Annotated in this window: 16 protein-coding genes and 1 pseudogene; 3 read left to right on the top strand and 14 right to left on the bottom strand. The window is 44.6% G+C overall.

All coding sequences use genetic code 11. The features are described 5' to 3' along the window. Window positions 1-108: 108 nt before the first annotated feature. From QUB37_RS27735 to QUB37_RS27725, 3 genes are all read right to left on the bottom strand, one after another. The gene (locus QUB37_RS27735) at window positions 109-300 is read right to left on the bottom strand and encodes a hypothetical protein (RefSeq protein ID WP_333168294.1); all 192 of its coding nucleotides are present in this window, start codon (window positions 298-300) and stop codon (window positions 109-111) included. A gap of 114 nt (window positions 301-414) precedes the next feature. Beyond that, window positions 415-1,485 (bottom strand): FAD-dependent monooxygenase, encoded by a 1,071-nt coding sequence (locus QUB37_RS27730; protein ID WP_333168293.1) that lies wholly within the window; start codon window positions 1,483-1,485, stop codon window positions 415-417. 211 nt (window positions 1,486-1,696) lie between these two features. Continuing rightward, window positions 1,697-2,248 (bottom strand): DUF2854 domain-containing protein, encoded by a 552-nt coding sequence (locus QUB37_RS27725; RefSeq protein ID WP_333168292.1) that lies wholly within the window; start codon window positions 2,246-2,248, stop codon window positions 1,697-1,699. Between the two features lie 80 nt (window positions 2,249-2,328). Between QUB37_RS27725 and QUB37_RS27720 the strand changes: the two genes are divergently transcribed. Then, window positions 2,329-2,829, top strand: coding sequence for a hypothetical protein (locus QUB37_RS27720; RefSeq protein ID WP_333168291.1), 501 nt, complete (start codon window positions 2,329-2,331; stop codon window positions 2,827-2,829). Window positions 2,830-3,031: 202 nt separating this feature from the next. Further along, the gene (locus QUB37_RS27715; protein ID WP_333168289.1) at window positions 3,032-3,202 is read left to right on the top strand and encodes a hypothetical protein; all 171 of its coding nucleotides are present in this window, start codon (window positions 3,032-3,034) and stop codon (window positions 3,200-3,202) included. A 159-nt stretch (window positions 3,203-3,361) separates the two neighbouring features. On the opposite strand, the gene ppk1 is transcribed toward QUB37_RS27715, so the two are convergent. The 5 genes from ppk1 to QUB37_RS27690 form a co-directional block, all read right to left on the bottom strand. Further along, window positions 3,362-5,545 carry a polyphosphate kinase 1 gene (gene ppk1 / locus QUB37_RS27710; protein WP_333168296.1) on the bottom strand — a complete coding sequence of 728 codons (2,184 nt, stop codon included), beginning with the start codon at window positions 5,543-5,545 and terminating at the stop codon, window positions 3,362-3,364. 157 nt (window positions 5,546-5,702) lie between these two features. Further along, window positions 5,703-8,408: a HEAT repeat domain-containing protein gene (locus QUB37_RS27705; RefSeq protein WP_333168287.1), complete on the bottom strand. Its 2,706-nt coding sequence runs from the start codon at window positions 8,406-8,408 to the stop codon at window positions 5,703-5,705. A gap of 142 nt (window positions 8,409-8,550) precedes the next feature. After that, window positions 8,551-9,702, bottom strand: a complete 1,152-nt coding sequence (locus QUB37_RS27700; RefSeq protein ID WP_333168285.1) for an ISAs1 family transposase — start codon at window positions 9,700-9,702, stop codon at window positions 8,551-8,553. A gap of 26 nt (window positions 9,703-9,728) precedes the next feature. Further along, window positions 9,729-11,354, bottom strand: a complete 1,626-nt coding sequence (locus QUB37_RS27695; RefSeq protein WP_333168283.1) for an NACHT domain-containing protein — start codon at window positions 11,352-11,354, stop codon at window positions 9,729-9,731. 162 nt (window positions 11,355-11,516) lie between these two features. After that, the gene (locus tag QUB37_RS27690) at window positions 11,517-11,735 is read right to left on the bottom strand and encodes a helix-turn-helix domain-containing protein (RefSeq protein ID WP_006632503.1); all 219 of its coding nucleotides are present in this window, start codon (window positions 11,733-11,735) and stop codon (window positions 11,517-11,519) included. Between the two features lie 291 nt (window positions 11,736-12,026). Between QUB37_RS27690 and QUB37_RS27685 the strand changes: the two genes are divergently transcribed. After that, window positions 12,027-12,497: a hypothetical protein gene (locus QUB37_RS27685; RefSeq protein ID WP_333142103.1), complete on the top strand. Its 471-nt coding sequence runs from the start codon at window positions 12,027-12,029 to the stop codon at window positions 12,495-12,497. Window positions 12,498-12,602: 105 nt separating this feature from the next. On the opposite strand, the gene QUB37_RS27680 is transcribed toward QUB37_RS27685, so the two are convergent. The 6 genes and pseudogenes from QUB37_RS27680 to QUB37_RS27655 form a co-directional block, all read right to left on the bottom strand. Then, a complete protein-coding gene (locus tag QUB37_RS27680) occupies window positions 12,603-13,991 on the bottom strand; it encodes a UDP-glucose/GDP-mannose dehydrogenase family protein (protein WP_333168281.1) in 1,389 nt (462 codons plus the stop codon). Window positions 13,992-14,125: 134 nt separating this feature from the next. Continuing rightward, window positions 14,126-15,064 carry a UDP-glucuronic acid decarboxylase family protein gene (locus QUB37_RS27675; protein WP_333038674.1) on the bottom strand — a complete coding sequence of 313 codons (939 nt, stop codon included), beginning with the start codon at window positions 15,062-15,064 and terminating at the stop codon, window positions 14,126-14,128. Window positions 15,065-15,656: 592 nt separating this feature from the next. Next, window positions 15,657-16,049, bottom strand: coding sequence for a DUF5615 family PIN-like protein (locus tag QUB37_RS27670; RefSeq protein WP_333168279.1), 393 nt, complete (start codon window positions 16,047-16,049; stop codon window positions 15,657-15,659). A gap of 6 nt (window positions 16,050-16,055) precedes the next feature. Next, window positions 16,056-16,367: a DUF433 domain-containing protein gene (locus QUB37_RS27665; RefSeq protein WP_333168278.1), complete on the bottom strand. Its 312-nt coding sequence runs from the start codon at window positions 16,365-16,367 to the stop codon at window positions 16,056-16,058. 62 nt (window positions 16,368-16,429) lie between these two features. Continuing rightward, window positions 16,430-16,648: pseudogene (locus QUB37_RS27660) on the bottom strand (type II toxin-antitoxin system RelE/ParE family toxin); the annotation flags it as partial. A gap of 91 nt (window positions 16,649-16,739) precedes the next feature. Next, window positions 16,740-16,997 carry a type II toxin-antitoxin system ParD family antitoxin gene (locus tag QUB37_RS27655; RefSeq protein WP_333168275.1) on the bottom strand — a complete coding sequence of 86 codons (258 nt, stop codon included), beginning with the start codon at window positions 16,995-16,997 and terminating at the stop codon, window positions 16,740-16,742. Between the last annotated feature and the right edge of the window lie 172 nt (window positions 16,998-17,169).

The following is a 17,169-nucleotide window of genomic DNA, read 5'->3' as shown; positions in this document are numbered from 1 at the left end:
AAGCACTGTTACATAAACTTTTAAATGAAGGAGGACTAATTATAAAATGGAACCGAAAAATAAAAAATAAAGGTAACGCGAGTTAATGCAGTTTAGATGTCGAACAGCTTAGTGACTTCCCTCAATCCAGGTGCTAAAAGTACCGAAAAAGCTGCGAATAAAATGTCCGCGAGTATCAGTCTTAATAAATTCACCTTGCCAAGTACCAAGATGACGGGTAAAAATCTCAGGAACTTTATCCAAATCGGGAGAGTTTAGAGGGTTGACGGTATCTTGATGAGTTACAGGATCATTATTCATTAAATCAGCCTCCAGTTTTTCTACAAAAAGTGATCGAGTAAAATTCTATTTTCTGAAATACCCGATTTATTCAAGAAGTCGGGTATCTGGGTATATTGATGATTTTTCATTGGGCTAGCGGCGACCTATTTTCAAACTCATTTCGCGGCTAGTGCGCTGATATTCGTGGACAATCGGCAATCTTTCAGTTTGAAAATTTTCTAATGCTTCTGCAATGCTAGCACTGGATACGAGATGTTGCGCTAAAGACAGGCCGTCTTCCCAGCCGGAAGTCATACCTCTAGCGCGTGTGGAGCTTTTGGCGTGGGCCGCATCTCCAATTAAGATCACACGACCATTATAGATTTTTGGTAAGGGGTCAATGTCATAGGAAAAACGACATACAATATTTTCCACAGGGGTTGATTCAATCACATTTCGCGCATCCTCTGGGAGTTTTGCTAATTCTTGGGGAGGAATGGTAATATTATTAGGTTGGAGTTTCCCTATTTCGGATTCTGTCCGCTCTTTTTCAATAAAGAAACCCCAATGAGTGCGACCTCCGCCAATGTGAAAGAAGTTGGCATAAATTCCCCTACCGCGCACGTAAACAAAAAAGTTTCCTTCTGGACAGAAGCTGTGATCTTCGACAATTCCTCGCCAGACGATATCGCCTAAATAGAATAGTTCAACGCCTGGAACTATATATTGACGCACTTTTGAGACGATTCCATCGGCACCAATTAAAAGATCACCTTCCCATTTACTGCCATCTTTAAAGTGGGCGATCGCACTGTGCTCGGTTTGGGCGATCGATGCTAATTCCGCATTAAAATGAATACACTCAGGGGGTAACTTGTCGAGGAGTGCTTCTAGAATAGCTTTGCGGTGTACCAGCATTCCTGGAAGTTCATTTTCTTCGTAGGTGACGGGTTCGGAATTGATGACACCGCCGCGCAGGTTGCGAAACTCGAATACTTTGACTCGATCGCCTGAGTTGATAATTTTTTCGGTGATTTGAGGGTTGCCTTGATGAAGTGCTTGCATACCTGCTTGTACGATCAGGATACCACAGCCATCGGTGCGCGCATGGGGTGCTTTTTCAAACAAGTCAACTTGAAACCCTTGTTGAATCAGCAGAATTGCCAGATAAACTCCCGACGATCCTGCGCCGATAATACCTATCCTGCTTTGGGGCGAAACCATTTGTGTTTCTCCAGATTTAAGATTGCCGATCGCTTCTCAACTACTATTTTAATTAAAAAAAATCCAATTGGGGCAAAAGCTCAATTGCGGATTGAGCTTTTGTTGATAGCGACAGGTTTCACGCTGCCGCTAAAATCAGTATCTGAGCCGGTGCAGGATTAATTATTAATTGGCGACTTCAAAAATTCTGCACTCAAAACTTTAGAATACTTTAAGCTTGAGTATTTTTAATGAGAGCCAATTCTATTTTGTCACCAGCATTTTGAGTCACTTGTGCGCGCAAACCAGGCCCAAAAAAAGTAGCTATTTTGTCTTGCTTTTCTTCCCATAAGTCGATCGGGAGTAGTGGCGAATAAAACTCTAAAATTAACCCATAAGCACCGTCAACATCAACTTCCCGCAACCCTTGCAGGAGGGGCCGTTCCTCGTCTGTCGGGGCCAGGCCCAAGCGCTCCAAAGCATCATCTAAGTGCGCGGGTTGGCCGTAGCGAAATCGGGTGACATCTTTGCGGACTTGGTTTTGAGTATCTGTTGCCTGACTTTCTCGCAGGAGGAGAACTTCAGCAGAGGTAGGTTCGGTGAATTCCACTGGTTCGAGTTCGGCCGCTTTCAGGGCCAAACCTCCCAGCAACAGCGGAATTCCATAAAAAAAACCGGCTAGGTTCAGGGTAGGTCTGTCTGTGAAGTAGGCTCCAAACCCGACTGCTGCTATAATACCGCCAACAACTAAGGCTAGGTTTGCTAAAGAAATTTTGCGTAACATATTAGTGAGGTAAGTAGTCGGACAGAAATAATATACTTTAATTATTATCTGTCAAAAAGTCTTGAATAAATTTAGTTTTTTTGCCAAAAGACCTGCAAAAACTGCTAGCATCTATGAGCGCGGGAGCGGTGTGCATCCACAGTCTTGTCTCTAGCTTCAGAAGCTTATCCAGCCGGACTCGCCCGGGCGCGCCATCGGTAAATATCCGTGTTAATTGCGCGGCGTTGGTTCCAGAAGGCAATCGAGATCGGCAGTATCATCAAAGTATACAGAGTGGCGATCGCGATCGACCCTCTTGCCCTTTCAACCATTTTTTGGACATGATTAAAGACGAAGACAAACAAACTGCTGGAGCAAACAAGGCGGTTCTGGAGCAGATTAACTCGCTCAAACGCGAAGATGAAAGGCTTTATAATATCTTAGCGATCGATGTCTGGGCCCTAGCCAAGACGATGGATGAATATCAACCAGGATTTTGGGCTGCTTTTATGAAAAACCGGGAGAAGGCCCTGAAGCGATTTTTAGCTGGAATGATGAAAAATAAACCCGCAGATACCAAACGTCCGCCTTTTTTGCGCTAAAATTTGGCTGAAGTTTGGGGGAAGTTTTGATGTACAATCAAACTATAACACAGACCCAAAAACCCTGAGCAGGTTCATCACTTTCCCTATAAAAACAGTGAAGGATTTGCCCATAAAGGTAGGTCGGTGAATTAAGAATCTCCGTCTGTTCGCAGGGGGGAATGTCAAATATTTTTGTTAATAGTAGCAGAGGCAAAAAACCATGGATGCACAAACAATCAAAGAGCGCGTAGCACAGATCGAGAGCAAGCGGGAATCCCTCGTGCGGCTGTTAGAGCGATCGGACTTGGGAGCCGTGAGAATAGATGTGAGTCAGGCGATCGAAGAAATTGATGATCTCTTAGAAGAATTCAAGCGCACTTTTAACAGTTAGGGCCATTAGGAATAGGGCATTGGGAATGGGGCATGGGGCATTGTTGACTGTTGACTGTTGACTAATAGCTAATAACCAATAACAGATAGCTAATAACCAATAACAGATAGCTAATAACCAATTCCCCATGCCCCATGCCCCATGCCCCATTCCTAATGATTAATTCATCACCATATCCATCAAAATTTGTTGAGAGCTTACTTCCGGGCAATTAGCAGGCGGTCGCCGCTGAGAATAGTGTCCCCCAGACTGCAAATCCCAAGCTTGGCGGTTGTCAGCCAGCATTACCCCCAAAATTTCTTGCAATTCCTTGGCAATTGTCGGGTCTTCCACATGAACGATCGCCTCAACCCGTCTTGTGAGATTGCGCTGCATCCAGTCAGCAGAACCAATATACACCTCTTCGTCGCCACCGTTGAAAAAATAAAACATCCGAGAATGCTCTAAGAAGCGGCCGATAATACTGATAACTCTGATATTTTCGCTAACACCCTCAACGCCGGGACGCAAACAGCAAATCCCCCGAATAATCAAATCAATTTTAACTCCTGCTTGCGAAGCTTCGTACAAAGCAACAATGATTTGAGGGTCAACTAAAGCGTTCATTTTAGCGACAATGCGGCCACAGCTACCGATGCCGCCTTCGGCCTGCAACCGGCAGAATTCTGCCTCGCGGCGGATTAAAGCTAAAAATCGATCGCGCATATTGACCGGTGCCACCAATAATTTGCGATAAGATACTTGTCGGGAATAACCAGTCAAATAATTAAACAAATCCGTCAAATCCGATCCCAAATCCTCGCGACAACTCAACAAACCCACATCGGTATAGAGTCCGGCTGTTTTGGGATTGTAATTGCCGGTGCCGATGTGGACATAGCGGCGGATGTACCCGTCCTCGCGACGCACTACCATCACAATCTTGGTGTGGGTTTTGAGTCCCACCAAACCGTAAACTACGTGGACTCCCGCTTGTTCTAACTTGCGAGCCCAATTAATATTATTTTCTTCGTCAAACCTAGCTTTGAGTTCTACTAAAACGGCTACCTGCTTGCCGTTTTCTGCTGCTTGAATTAAGGCGCTGACGATCGGCGAATCTCCAGAAGTGCGGTATAAAGTCATCTTAATCGCTAACACGGAGCGATCGTGCGCCGCCTCAGTAATAAACCGCTGTACCGTCGCCGCAAACGAGTGATAAGGATGGTGCAGCATCAAATCCCCCTGGCGGATGGCGGTGAAAATATCCTCACCATCTTCACCATCCAACATCGATTTCTCTAAAATCCTTGCCGATTCCGAGTTCCGCAAACGGGGCGGCACAACCGGAGTCCAAGGCGGGTCTTTCAGTTCCGGCACTGGCAGCCCCACAAAAGACATCAAATCCTTGAGGCCTAGCAGCCCCTCTACGACGTAAACATCTTGCTCACCGAGCTCCAGCTCCTCCATCAGCATATCTCGCAGCGCAGGCGGCATAATCGCTTGAATTTCCATCCGCACCGCAGAACCTCCAAACCGGCGCTTGCGGAGTTCCTGTTCTATTGCCAGCAGCAAATCCTCTGCCTCATCTTCCTCCACGGTCAAATCGGAATTGCGAGTAATGCGGAACGGGTGATATTCCTCAACGTCCATCCCCGGAAACAAAGCTTCTAAATTGTGGGCAATTACCTGTTCTAGGGGCACGCCAGTCCAAACAGGAGATTTGCCCCTCTGCTGCCACTGCAAATCCCCCGGTAGTGGCACAAACCTCGGCAAAACCTGTGGGACTTTGACACGGGCAAATAATTCTTCCCGCGTGTCGGGGTCCCTGACTACTACTGCTAAATTGAGGCTGAGATTTGAAAGGTAGGGGAATGGGTGGCTGGGGTCAACTGCTAGGGGAGTGAGTACGGGAAATACTTGTTCTTTGAAGTAGCGGTGCAAATAATTGCGCTGTTCTTGATTGAGGTCAATGTAGTCGAGAATGTAGATTTCGCTTGCTGCTAGTTTCGGCCGCAGGGTTTGCTCAAAATATGAGTGCTGCTGAGTAACCATCGGCAAAAGCCGCTTGTTCAGGGCATCTAGCTGTTGTTGGGGCGTGCGGCCGTCAGAGGTTAATTTGCTGACTTTTGCGTGTACTTGTTGTTTGAGGGCGCCCACGCGCACCATAAAATATTCGTCTAGGTTGGAGCTAAAAATAGCGAGAAATTTGAGTCTTTCTAGGAGGGGCGTGCGGGGGTCGAGGGCTTCGTGGAGCACGCGGTTGTTGAACTCTAGCCAGCTTTGTTCTCGGTTGAAGTAATATTGAGGATCGCTGAGGTTGATTTCAGTGTAGGTTTTGGCGGGGGTCTTTTTTGGCTTGGGCATGGTTTGGGGGAGTCTTTCGGAGGCTCGGTTGATGGCATCTCTAGAAATAGTATTGTAGGTTAAAGGATTTATTCGCATCTGCTTTTGGTCGATCACACGTTTTTGTAATACCTGTAGGGAAACGGCCCAGCCTAAGTCCGGCCCCTGGATATGCGACTTATCCCCTCGCCCCAATCCAATTCTGTACCGCATTCAGCAAGTCCTCTTGATTTGGCCCAAAACCTGTTAACGGCAATTCCAGCGGTGCATCGGTAATCCAGGCGATATGAATTCCCATTTGAGAGTCGGTGAGTTTGCGGCAGAAAGACGAAAGCGCATCTTCGCAGGGACAAGAGTGCAAAATTAAGGCGATGTGCTGTTTTTGCAGCCGATTTTTGAGTTGCGGAATTAATCGCTTGAATTCGGGGGCGTTGCGAATTGCGGGGATGTCTGCATCTGCGGGGAAGATTGCTTGATATAGTTGGGTACAGATCTCTTGGGCGATCGCCCTTGTATCGGTTTCGCCTTCTAAGGCGCGAATGTTGAGGGGAACGGGGAAGGTTTTATCGGTGGGTTGGAGCTGTTTTAGGAGTGTGGGGATATCTGTATTTTGTGGGTTGCGATCCGGTATTAGCGAATTTGTGGGTTGAGTGTGCCATGCTTGATAAAATTCTGGGTAAGTCATATTTTGGGCACAGTCCCAGATGACTTTGTAGCAGATTTCATAGCGAATAAAATCGTTTTCATAGATTTCGGAATTTAGGCAATCTTTCAATCCTGACACTGCGATCGCAACTGGGTTATCTTTGCCTATTTTTCCTAACTTGTATGCCGCATGCCTCCGGGTAACTTCATCACCTGAATTGCTGATTAACTCCACTAAAGCTGCAATCGCCACTGGATTATCTTTGTCTATTTTCAATAAGCTATCTGCCGCTTGCCTCCGGGTAACTTCTTTCTGAGAAGTACGGATTAACTCGACTAAAGCGGATATCACCACTGGGTTATCTTTGTCTATTTCTCCTAAGCTATCTGCCGCTTGCTTCCGGGTATATTCATACTGAGAAGTACGGATTAACTCGACTAAAGCTTGGATGGCAATTGGGTTATTTTTGTCTATTTTTCCTAATCTCAATGCCGTCATACTCCGGGTATTTTCATCCCGCTCAGTACGGATTAACTCTACTAAAGCTTGGATGGCAACTGGGTTAGCATTGTCTATTTCTCCTAAGCTATCTGCCGCGTACCTCCGGGTAACTTCTTTGTGAGCAGTACGGATTAACTCTACTAAAGCTTCGATGGCAACTGGGTTATTTTTGTCTATTTTTCCTAAAACATATGCCGCTTCGATTATGGTATTTTCATCCCGCTCAGTACGGATTAACTCTACTAAAGCTTCGATGGCAACTGGGTTATCTTTGCCTATGTTTACTAACCTCTCTGCCGCCAACCTCTGGGTAACTTCATTCTGAGAAGTAACGATTAACTCGAATAAAGTTTCGATGGCAACTGGGTGATTTTTGTCTACTTCCCCTAAGCTTTGTGCCGCTTTAGACCGGGTGTTTTTATCCTGAGAAGTACGGATCAACTCGACTAAAGCTTCGATCGCAACTGGGTTATCTTTGCCTATTATTTCTAAGAAAAATGCTGCTTCTATGCGGCTATTCTCATCCTGAGAAGTACGGATTAACTCGACTAAAGCTGCGATCGCAACTGGGTTAGCGTTGTCTATTCTTCCTAAGATAAATGCCGCTCGCATCTGGGTAGATTCATTCGTAAAAGTACGGATTAACTCGACTAAAGCTTCGATCGCAACTGGGTTATCTTTGCCTATTTGTATTAAGTTATATGTCGCTTGGTGTCCGGTAACTTCTTTTTGAGAAGTACGGATTAACTCGACTAAAGTTTGGAACGCAACTGGGTTATTTTTGTCTATTCTCCCTAAGCTAGATGCCGCTCGCCTCCGGGTACTTTTATTACTTGAATTGCGGATTAACTCGACTAAAGTTGCGATTGCCACTGGGTTATCTTTGTCTATTTCCCCTAAGCAATATGCCGCTCGCCACCCGGTATCTTCATTCTGAGAAGTAGCGATTAACTCGACTAAAGCGGACATAGCCCTTTCTCTATCCGTCTCTTTCAGTATCTCCCTTGAACCCTCGGCAAATGGAACGGTAAATGTTTGCCACTGCTGATTTTTCTCATTAAAATAACCAAATCCCCACTTAATAATCTGCGATACAATCTCGTCAGCAAGACTGCAATCCTTAAACTCAACAATCCCCGCCGCCGCTAGAAAATACGCACGATAACGATAAAAATCATTACACCCATCCTTAAACTTAACCAACGCCTCGATAAACCCTTCCTTCTCCTCCTTCCCTACTTCCTCACGCCCCAACCACAGCAAAATAACCTCCTTCCACTGCTTCTCAAAAATGCGATACCTAGCATCAGGATGTTGCGGATTCTTAGTAATATGATTCAAAAAAAAGTGCCAATCCTCAATCGCCAACGCCGCAAAATATTCCTGAAACGTCGGATGGTAAAAAGCATAAATCCCCTCCGCCGTCTCCGCATCCCTCGCGACTAAATTCAGCCAACCCAAACGAGAAGCTAACTCAAAATGGAATTCACCCATCACCCGATATCCCACACTTTCGGGCAACTGAAGCCGCGACGTTTCATTTAACATCCCTGAGAGGGCCAATTTCCCCAAAGCCGCATTCAATTCCTGCTGCTGAATCCAATTCAGGCGCGGTTTTTTCCACTGATACAAAGTTGTAACAAACCGCTGATAAAGCTTAGCCTTAGTATCCGGTAAATCCCCATCCAACGACTGCCAAGTGCCGCACAATAACGAACATCTCAGGGGATTTTTCACTAAATCTCGAATTCGCTCTTTTCCTGATGCTGCTAATGCTTCGCGTAGCTGTTGAGAAAGAACCCCCCCAGCCCCCCTTGCTAAGCAGGGTGGATTAATTGTCGAGAGGTTAAATCAAGGCTATGAAGGCTATTGACCGACATTATGCGAGGCATTTAACAGGTTTATCTGAACTAGATAAATCAAAAAGTAACTCACTCAAATCTTCAACTTGATTAGCCATTAATCTTAAAGCTTCGGGAAAAGTATGAGTACATTTCATGCGAGCCAATGAAACCAAGAATTGTCTAATTATTGCCCAATTAACAGGTGCATTCCCACCACGACGCATATCGTTATCCTCGTTTAACGTCACATCTTTAACCCAATGCAACCTATTTTCAATCAACCAGTGACCACGAATAGCCTCGGCAAATTGACTGGCTGACCAATCCATACTACTTAAATAATAGTGTACTTCATCGAAATTAACGAGATGACGACGACTTTTTTTTCCCTCCCATCGAGTTCCATATCTCCTGACCACAATTATATGTTTTGCACCCGCCCAAAGGGGCAATAATTCAGGTGGAATTGGATAAATTTTGGTGTGGCGAGTTGTGGTGCGTCCATGTGCACATTCAGAAACTTCATTTTCGTCAGATGCCCTAGTAGAACTGACTAATTTCTTGGCTGCTTTAAACAGATTTAATTGATTCTTTTTGAGCGTAACTATATAGTCATTACCACTCTTAATAATTAAGGCAAGCGTTTTTTTTTGACAGTGCAGTGCATCGAGGGTAATTACTACTTTTTTACCGGAGAGTTCTTGAACTAGCTCCTCTACGACTTCGAGTTCACTTTTCTGTTTGTTTTCCATAACTTGATGTCGAAGAACCCATCCATGATGATGACTATAAACCGAAACTATACTGACAAAGTTTTGGTAAGAGCTGCTGCCACCTACGGAGGTGCTTTTTAGGCTTTTCCCATCCATTGCCATCAATTCTCCTTCGTCTATTGACAATTCCTGTTGAGACCATACATTAAAAAGAACGGCTAATATCTCAAAGTCTAATGATTGAATTATATTTCTCAACGTTGAATCTGATGGAAACCGAATATCACTGGGGAGGTTGAATAATTTTATCAGGGTTTTTCGATGATTTTTGGTAAATTCTACTAAGGGCTTATACCCCCAATATCCCGTGCAACTACCCAACAAAATTATCGTTAATATTAGCCAAAGTTCATGTCTAATACCTCTCGAATGTCTATGATCTGGAACAGATTTAATTGCTTCAATTAAATTCATGGTTAATTCATTTGACCCTGGATAGTCTACCCGGACAGGGCAGACTTAATTACCTCTTCTATTCTACATTCCCCCCTGACAATTAATCCACCCTGCCCAGCCCCCCTTGCTAAGGGGGGAGCAAGAGTTTCATCTTCCTGTATCTCCTCCCCGTCTTCTCTTGTCCCCCCCCTTACTAAGGGGGGGTTAGGGGGGGTTAGAAACCACTTATCAATAAACATTTCCACCTGTTCGGGATAGGAAAACTCCAGAGTGCGATAAGTATCAAAAGTATCCAACGCAGAGCCGATCGCATCCCAAACATTCTGCCGACAACTTAGCACAATTCGCGCCCTTTGAATGCAGCCGCCCGTTCTAATTTGCCGCTCAATTTCCGCCAAAGGATTTTCATCTCCGACAGCCATCTCATCCGCCCCATCCAACACCAACCACACGCGCTCAGCATTAAACTGTGCTAAAAAATCATCCTTAATTTCCGCAGTCGCCTCAGCCTTCCCAATTCTGTTAATAGCCGCCAACAGCCAATTATCAAATAAATACGGCTCTAATTCCTTCCCCTGCAAATCCGCCAAGGATACCCAAATTACAATTGCCTCGGAAATGCCCGCCGCTACCCAATTCGCAATCTGCCGCAACAGCGTTGTTTTCCCCGCCCCCGCTTCCCCAATAATTCCTAACCGCTTCCCATTGCTTTTCGGGCTACTTCCTTTCTGGATAACTTGCTCAAGAAACTCGCTGTGTTCAAATTTTTGAGTAACTTCTTTTTCCCGGTATAAATCCGAACCTTCCTCAGCCGCAACATCCTCGCTTCGCTGAGTCACTTTCTGCCGTTCCACCAATCCCAGCGGCACATAAACATCATCTATTTCATGGTTGCCAAAAGTTAGTTGGTTGCTACTCAGTCGCTGCTGTTCTTTCTCGTCTAATATCTGCTGGCAAATAGCTGACCAGTCAATCGCCACGTAAGCAATCTGGCTCTTTTCAACTATCTCCTCAAGCAAAGTCTTTAGCTGTTCAATCAAAGCGTGAGTTTCGGCGGTTTGGGTATCATTCCGCGTTAAACTTTGCGCTGTAAAAATCTGGAATACCTTTTCATTGTCCTTGATTTCCTCGGCAAAGTACGCAGATACTAAGCTAAACAAATTTTCGGTTAATTTAGCTTGATAAAGTGTGACATCACAATCTTTTAGTGCAATCTCCAGCAGTTTATTTTCAACTTCTTGAAATCGATTTTGGCTTAACTCGTTTCTGGAACTTAGCAGCAATTCTATCTCATCTAAACCTTCTATGGGAATCCCAGAAGGGGGTGTTTCTTTGTTAACCTGCTTTAATTCAGATTTTAACTGCTTAATCTTCTTATCTAGCCATTCTAAATAAGAACGGTCTTGAGGCAAGTAAATAACGATACCTCTAGAAGCCCTGCGAGACGGCTCAACCAATTCTTTATAACATTCTGAGGCGATTTGTTGCTGAGCTTTCAGGAAAGAACGTTTTAGCGCTTTTTCTAAATCGTGATTGACAATTTTACCATTTCGTGATAGATTCTTTACTCCCTTCAAACAGAGGTGCTTGACTGCATCATTGGCTTGAGTGCCCACTATCCCATCGAAAGCGACCTTCAGAAGACCTCCCAATATCGCAGCTTCTAGCATTTGACGGTTCTCCTAATTTCAGGCTGCAAGCGGGTTATTTCAATGATAGGCGATCGAGTTTGGTTGCGGGCGATCGACCTATGCTGAAATCATCACATCAAAACTTCGATCGTCCGATCAAAAGTCGATCGCTCAAACATTGAATTTAGGCAAAACTTTCAACTATTTTTCGAGGATTACCACGAAATCCTCAATCATCACATCAAAAGTTCGAGCCAACTTGTGGACTGCTGCAAAGTCAACCATTGCCATACCCTGAGAACGGGCATAATTGCTAATCGTACTGTAGCCCACGCCCGATCGCTCCGCAACTTCCTTGAGCGTCCATCCCTTCTCGGCAGCCAACTCTCGAACCCGCAATCTGACTAAGCCTTTGCTCATATTCACTATTTACAAAATTTTGGATTTAGTATAATATATCAAAAAGCGATCGCCCCGGTCATTCGATTTTAGATTTTAGATTTTAGATTGACTCTAAAGATGAATCTTGGAGCTTGAACGTTGGTCGAAAATTTTGCGCTTCTCATGGCAGAAGTCGGGGCTTGTCTCCGTTTTGCGGCGGAGTCAACGAAACTAAAGACGATCGCCAGCTAAAATTAATCCCGACAGATTATTTCTGTCGATCGCACTTAGCAGAGATAGATTTACCTACTACCACCAGATGCAACTACAATGATATCAGAAAATCAGCTAAGATCATCAGCGATCGGCGCATCAAAAATTATTCACAAATCGTCGATCGTCAATCCGCGATCGAGATTTGTCACCGAAGAAACAGTGGCACTTCTGTTCAACATATCACCCGAACAGATATACCGGATCGATTGCTGCCACAACGTGGTGTATGTTCATGCCAAAGGCCTCAGTCGGTTTGTCAGCTACGCCGATTTCCCGCCAATCCTAGAAGTAAAACGGCCCTGTGCTCAAGATTTTGTCGCATGGTACAAACGCTGGAAACGGACACAAGCACCAGAATTTTGGACTAAATTCTATACGTACAACTTCAAAACGGCTGTTTCAGTTGACAGCTTGCTTGAGTGGGGTAAATTAGTAGCTACAGTTAAATCGGTAATTTCCGCCTCAGCGCTGCAACAGCTACGAGATGTTTACGCTCAAGAAAAAACATTGATGGAAAATTTTTAAAGCAGTCGGGGCGAGTAAACCCGCGCTTGTTGGCCACCAGCAAGATAAATGTAAGGTGCGCTTCGGCGCACCCTACGAAATAGAGATTCTACTCAAAACTCTTCTTTACCTTCCAATCCCCACATATTGGAAACCAGCCGCTTCTAAAGCCTTCTTATCTAAGAAATTGCGGCCATCAATCATCACTGGATGATTCATCAACTTCGCCATTTTATCGTAATCTAAATTGCGAAACTGTTCCCAGTCTGTCACCAACACCAAAGCATCGCAACCGTCTGCCAACCTTTCGGGGTCAGTTTCTACCAAAACTCCCGACAAACCGTGACGCATCCCAGTTTGAGAAACAATCGGATCGTAAGCTTTAACTTTCGCTCCCAATCGGTTCAAACTCTCGATTAAATTCAGCGCTGGAGCATCCCGCAAATCGTCAGTATCCGGCTTGAAAGTTAAACCCAAAAGTCCGACAGTTTTACCTTTGAGAATCTTCAAAACGTGCTGTAACTTTTCAATAGCAATCAAGCGCTGGCGTTCGTTAACTTCCACCGCCGCTTTCAGCAAATGCGCCTCGTAACCGTAATCCTCAGCAGTGTGAACTAAAGCCGAGACATCTTTGGGAAAACAAGAACCGCCCCAACCAATGCCAGCTTGCAGAAACTTGTTGCCAATTCGTGAATCTAAACCGATACCTCTGGCAACTTGAGTAACATCTGCACCGACACGATCGCAAATATTAGCAACTTCATTAATAAAGCTAATCTTCGTAGCCAAAAAAGCATTAGCTGCGTACTTAATCATCTCCGCTGAACTGATATCAGTCATCACCACAGGAACCTCTGGCAAAGACGGATTTTCTGCAAACTTGCGATCGACAATCGGCCGGTATAACTGTAGCATCATATCCATAGCCCGCCGAGAGTTGCTGCCGAGAACAATGCGATCGGGATTAAAAGTATCAAAAACAGCACAGCCCTCCCGCAAAAACTCAGGGTTACTAACCACATCAAATTGAACACCTTTTTTTGCTGCGACTTCTTCACCAGTAGCGCCATCACCACTTTGAGGTTTTTGACGTTCTGCTAAACCGTCTAGTACAATTCTTCGCACCCAATCCCCCGAACCGATGGGCACTGTCGATTTGTTTACGATTACTTTGTAATCGCCGTCGAGGTGAGCTCCAATTCCGCGAGCAACCGCTTCCACGTAGCGAGTATCGCTTTCCCCAGTAGGCAAAGGAGGCGTCCCCACGGCAATAAACAAAATATCTCCGTGAGCCACTCCTGCGGCTAAATCCGAAGTAAATTCTAGATTGCCAGACGCAGATGCAGAGGACATTAATTCAGACAGTCCAGGTTCAAAAATAGGCGACTGTCCCGACTTCATTAATTTAACTTTTTCTTCGTTGTTGTCTACGCAAATCACGTGGTGGCCGATGTGGGCCAAACAAGTGCCTGTGACTAAGCCAACATATCCTGTACCGATGACGCAAACCTGCATAGAAATCTCCTCAAAGCTAGTAAAAAAATCAGATGGGAATCGAGAATTGGGAATCGGGAATTGGGAATTGGGAATTGAGAATAAGGAAGATTTTTACCCTCCCCCACTCTCCCAGTCTTCTCCTCTCCCAGTCTCTACTTTTGGTTTCCCTCAATGCGATCGCGAAAATCCTTTATAGTCAACTCTAAACCTTGATCCAGCGGCACAGTTGGCTCCCACCCCAACCAATTTTTAGCACGAGTAATATCCGGTTGTCGCTGTTTTGGGTCGTCTTCCGGCAGCGGTTTAAAGATAATTTCTGCCCCTGGATTAATCGTGTTTTGAATTTTTTGTGCCAGTTCCAATATAGTGTATTCGCCGGGATTTCCCAGATTCATCGGCCCGATTTGGTCGCTATTCATCAAACGAATGAATCCTTCCACCAAATCAGAAACGTAGCAAAAACTACGTGTTTGGGAACCGTCGCCGTATACAGTCAGTGGTTGATTCCGCAAAGCTTGAGCAATAAAATTGCTCACTACTCTGCCGTCATTTTCCAACATCCGGGGGCCGTAGGTATTGAAAATTCGGACAACTCGAATGTCTACCCCATTTTGACGGTGGTAATCAAAAGATAAGGTTTCAGCTACTCGCTTCCCTTCGTCATAACACGATCTGATCCCGATACAATTAACGTTGCCGCGATAATCTTCTGTTTGTGGATGTACGTCAGGATCTCCGTACACTTCGGAAGTGGAAGCGAGAAAAAATCTTGCTTTTACCCGTTTTGCCAATCCCAACATATTCATCGTGCCGATGACGTTTGTTTTAATTGTCTTGACAGGGTTGTACTGATAGTGTATGGGGGAAGCGGGACAAGCCAGATGGTAAATCTGATCTACCTCTAACCGAATCGGTTCCGTGATGTCGTGGCGGATCAGCTCAAAATACGGGTTGTCCAGCCATTTGAGGATATTGCGTTTAGTCCCGGTGTAAAAATTATCCAGGCAGACTACCTCATGTCCTTGGGCCATTAAGCGATCGATTAGGTGGGAACCGAGGAAACCCGCACCGCCTGTGACTAAAATTCTCATTGTGGAAACTGCCGTTCTGTTTAGGGGTAGGACTGGAGTACAAAAATTCAGTCGCTCGAATGAAACTTACTAATAGAATAACAAAATAGCGATCGACAATGTAAAGACTTATGCGTCACTTTTATAGAATCTTTAATTAACTTAGCATTCTCAAATACTTTGAACAAAGTGCTATAGTTCGCAAATGTCGGTAGCAATTTTTATTTAAGATTTAATATTTCCGAAAAAATACTGTTGACAATAATTCACTTTTGAGTTAATAGGTATTAATTGTTTGTTATGTGTGAGTGGTGATGCGATCGCTTCTGTCTTGAGTTATCTAAGAAAAGGCTGATTCCCTAGGCATTGCAACGCTTCACGGGCTTGTTTGAGAATAGGTTAATCCAGTTTATGTAAACAGGGCTGACGCGCGTCGAGGCTAGAAACTGGGTTTATTCGTAGATATAGTTGAGAAAGCAAATATTTTTCAGAGAAACCAGGTTTATTTGGTCTTAGTCGCGATGAACCAACTGCGAAGACGGGAATTATAATTATACAGTATCGCTATCCGATCGCGGTGGAATCTCAGCAGCAGTTAAAGTCACAATTATTTTTAAGAAAACGTTAGGTATTCCTGAAGTATAAATGTCTGTTGACTACCTTTAAGATTCTGTTTCATCACCCGAAGCAGACGATTATCCATTTGCTGTGTATCTTGGGTGAAAAAATCATGAAGTACCTGCACTTTGCCTGCATAGTCTCGCTCGGCTTTACAAATTACCATTCCTGCATGATTTGAGGTTGTAGAATGGAGATTGATGAAATCTTGACGATTTTCTGTAATGACTACTCGCCCTGCATTTGTCGGGTACATCAAGACTTCATCATCGGGAATTTTTTGATTGGCTTGTCCGGCGCCCGAGGATGTCAAAACATCATAGCCACGCGATCGCAGTAAATCCACCATTGCGATCGGAAAGTTTTCATTCGAGTAAAACTTTAGCATTTTTAGTTACTCATTTTCAGCAAGCCACAGGTCGATTTCTTCTCGGTTGTGTTCGTAATAGTTCGCAACCGCTTGCAAATCTTGAAGGGTGAGTCCTGGATAATTATAGAGAAGTTCGGATTCAGTTGCGCCCTGTTGTTGGTAGGCGATAATCGTCCAAACGGGAATGCGGGTATCGCGAATTCGCGCTGCACCGCCACAAATTTCTGGAGTTTTGTGAATGGGATTCTGAAGGGTTTGGATGAATTGTAGGGTTTGTGCTAGCAAGTCATCAGGCAGTGTTTCAATGGTTTGGAGAAGTTGTTCTTTGATGGTCATAATCGAGCGCCAAAATCTAAAATAGTATCGAGCAAATCCATTAGAATTGCAAATTTCCTAACCTATGCTCCATTCTCTTCAAAAAAAGCTTCTAAATCCCGATCGCCTCTGATAATTCTCATAATTTCAATTCCATCGTTCGCTATGCGGTAAAAGATAATGTAGTTTTGCAGAGGAATACCGCGCAAGTAGGGGCGAAGTTGACTATAAGTGCGTCCCATCAGAGGAAATTGTGTCAAGTAGCGGCATTTTTTAGTGAATTCGTCGATGAATTGTTCGCCTGCTTCAACGTTGCGTGCGACTTACTTAGTCTGCGATTTCGTCCAGGTCGCGAATCGCTTCAGGTGAGATGATATATTGGCTCATTGGCGATTATACCGATCGAGCTTTGTGAAATTTGGCTCTAATTTGAGCGATCGCCGTTTCACCATCCACTCCTTCACCGCGATTGAGTTGTGTGGAGGCGATGTCGATTTTGGCGCAAACTTCTTCTACCCAGCTATTGTATCGATCGCATTTTTCCAGTAGCCGTAGCGCGTCAGCAATGATTTCGGTAACGTTGGTATAGCGCCCGCTAGCGAGTTGGGCTTGGATGAGTTGTTCTTGTTCGGGGGTGAGGGTGATACTCATAGGTAAAGATCGGCTGGCTATTTTTTTATTGCAGTTCGGGGGGATTGCACGTTTGTCTCTATTCTATTCTAATCTATGACTGATGCGTTACGTTGCACTAGTACAGCTCGGCGTAAGTACACAGACTATATTTATGGTAGAATAACATAGTTAGCTGAGACCCGTTTAGGTG

The sequence above is a fragment of the Microcoleus sp. AT3-A2 genome (assembly GCF_036705685.1).
Classification (GTDB): Bacteria; Cyanobacteriota; Cyanobacteriia; order Cyanobacteriales; family Microcoleaceae; genus Microcoleus.
Note: the sequence above shows the minus strand (reverse complement) of the source record. Positions and strands in the feature narration are given on the sequence as shown.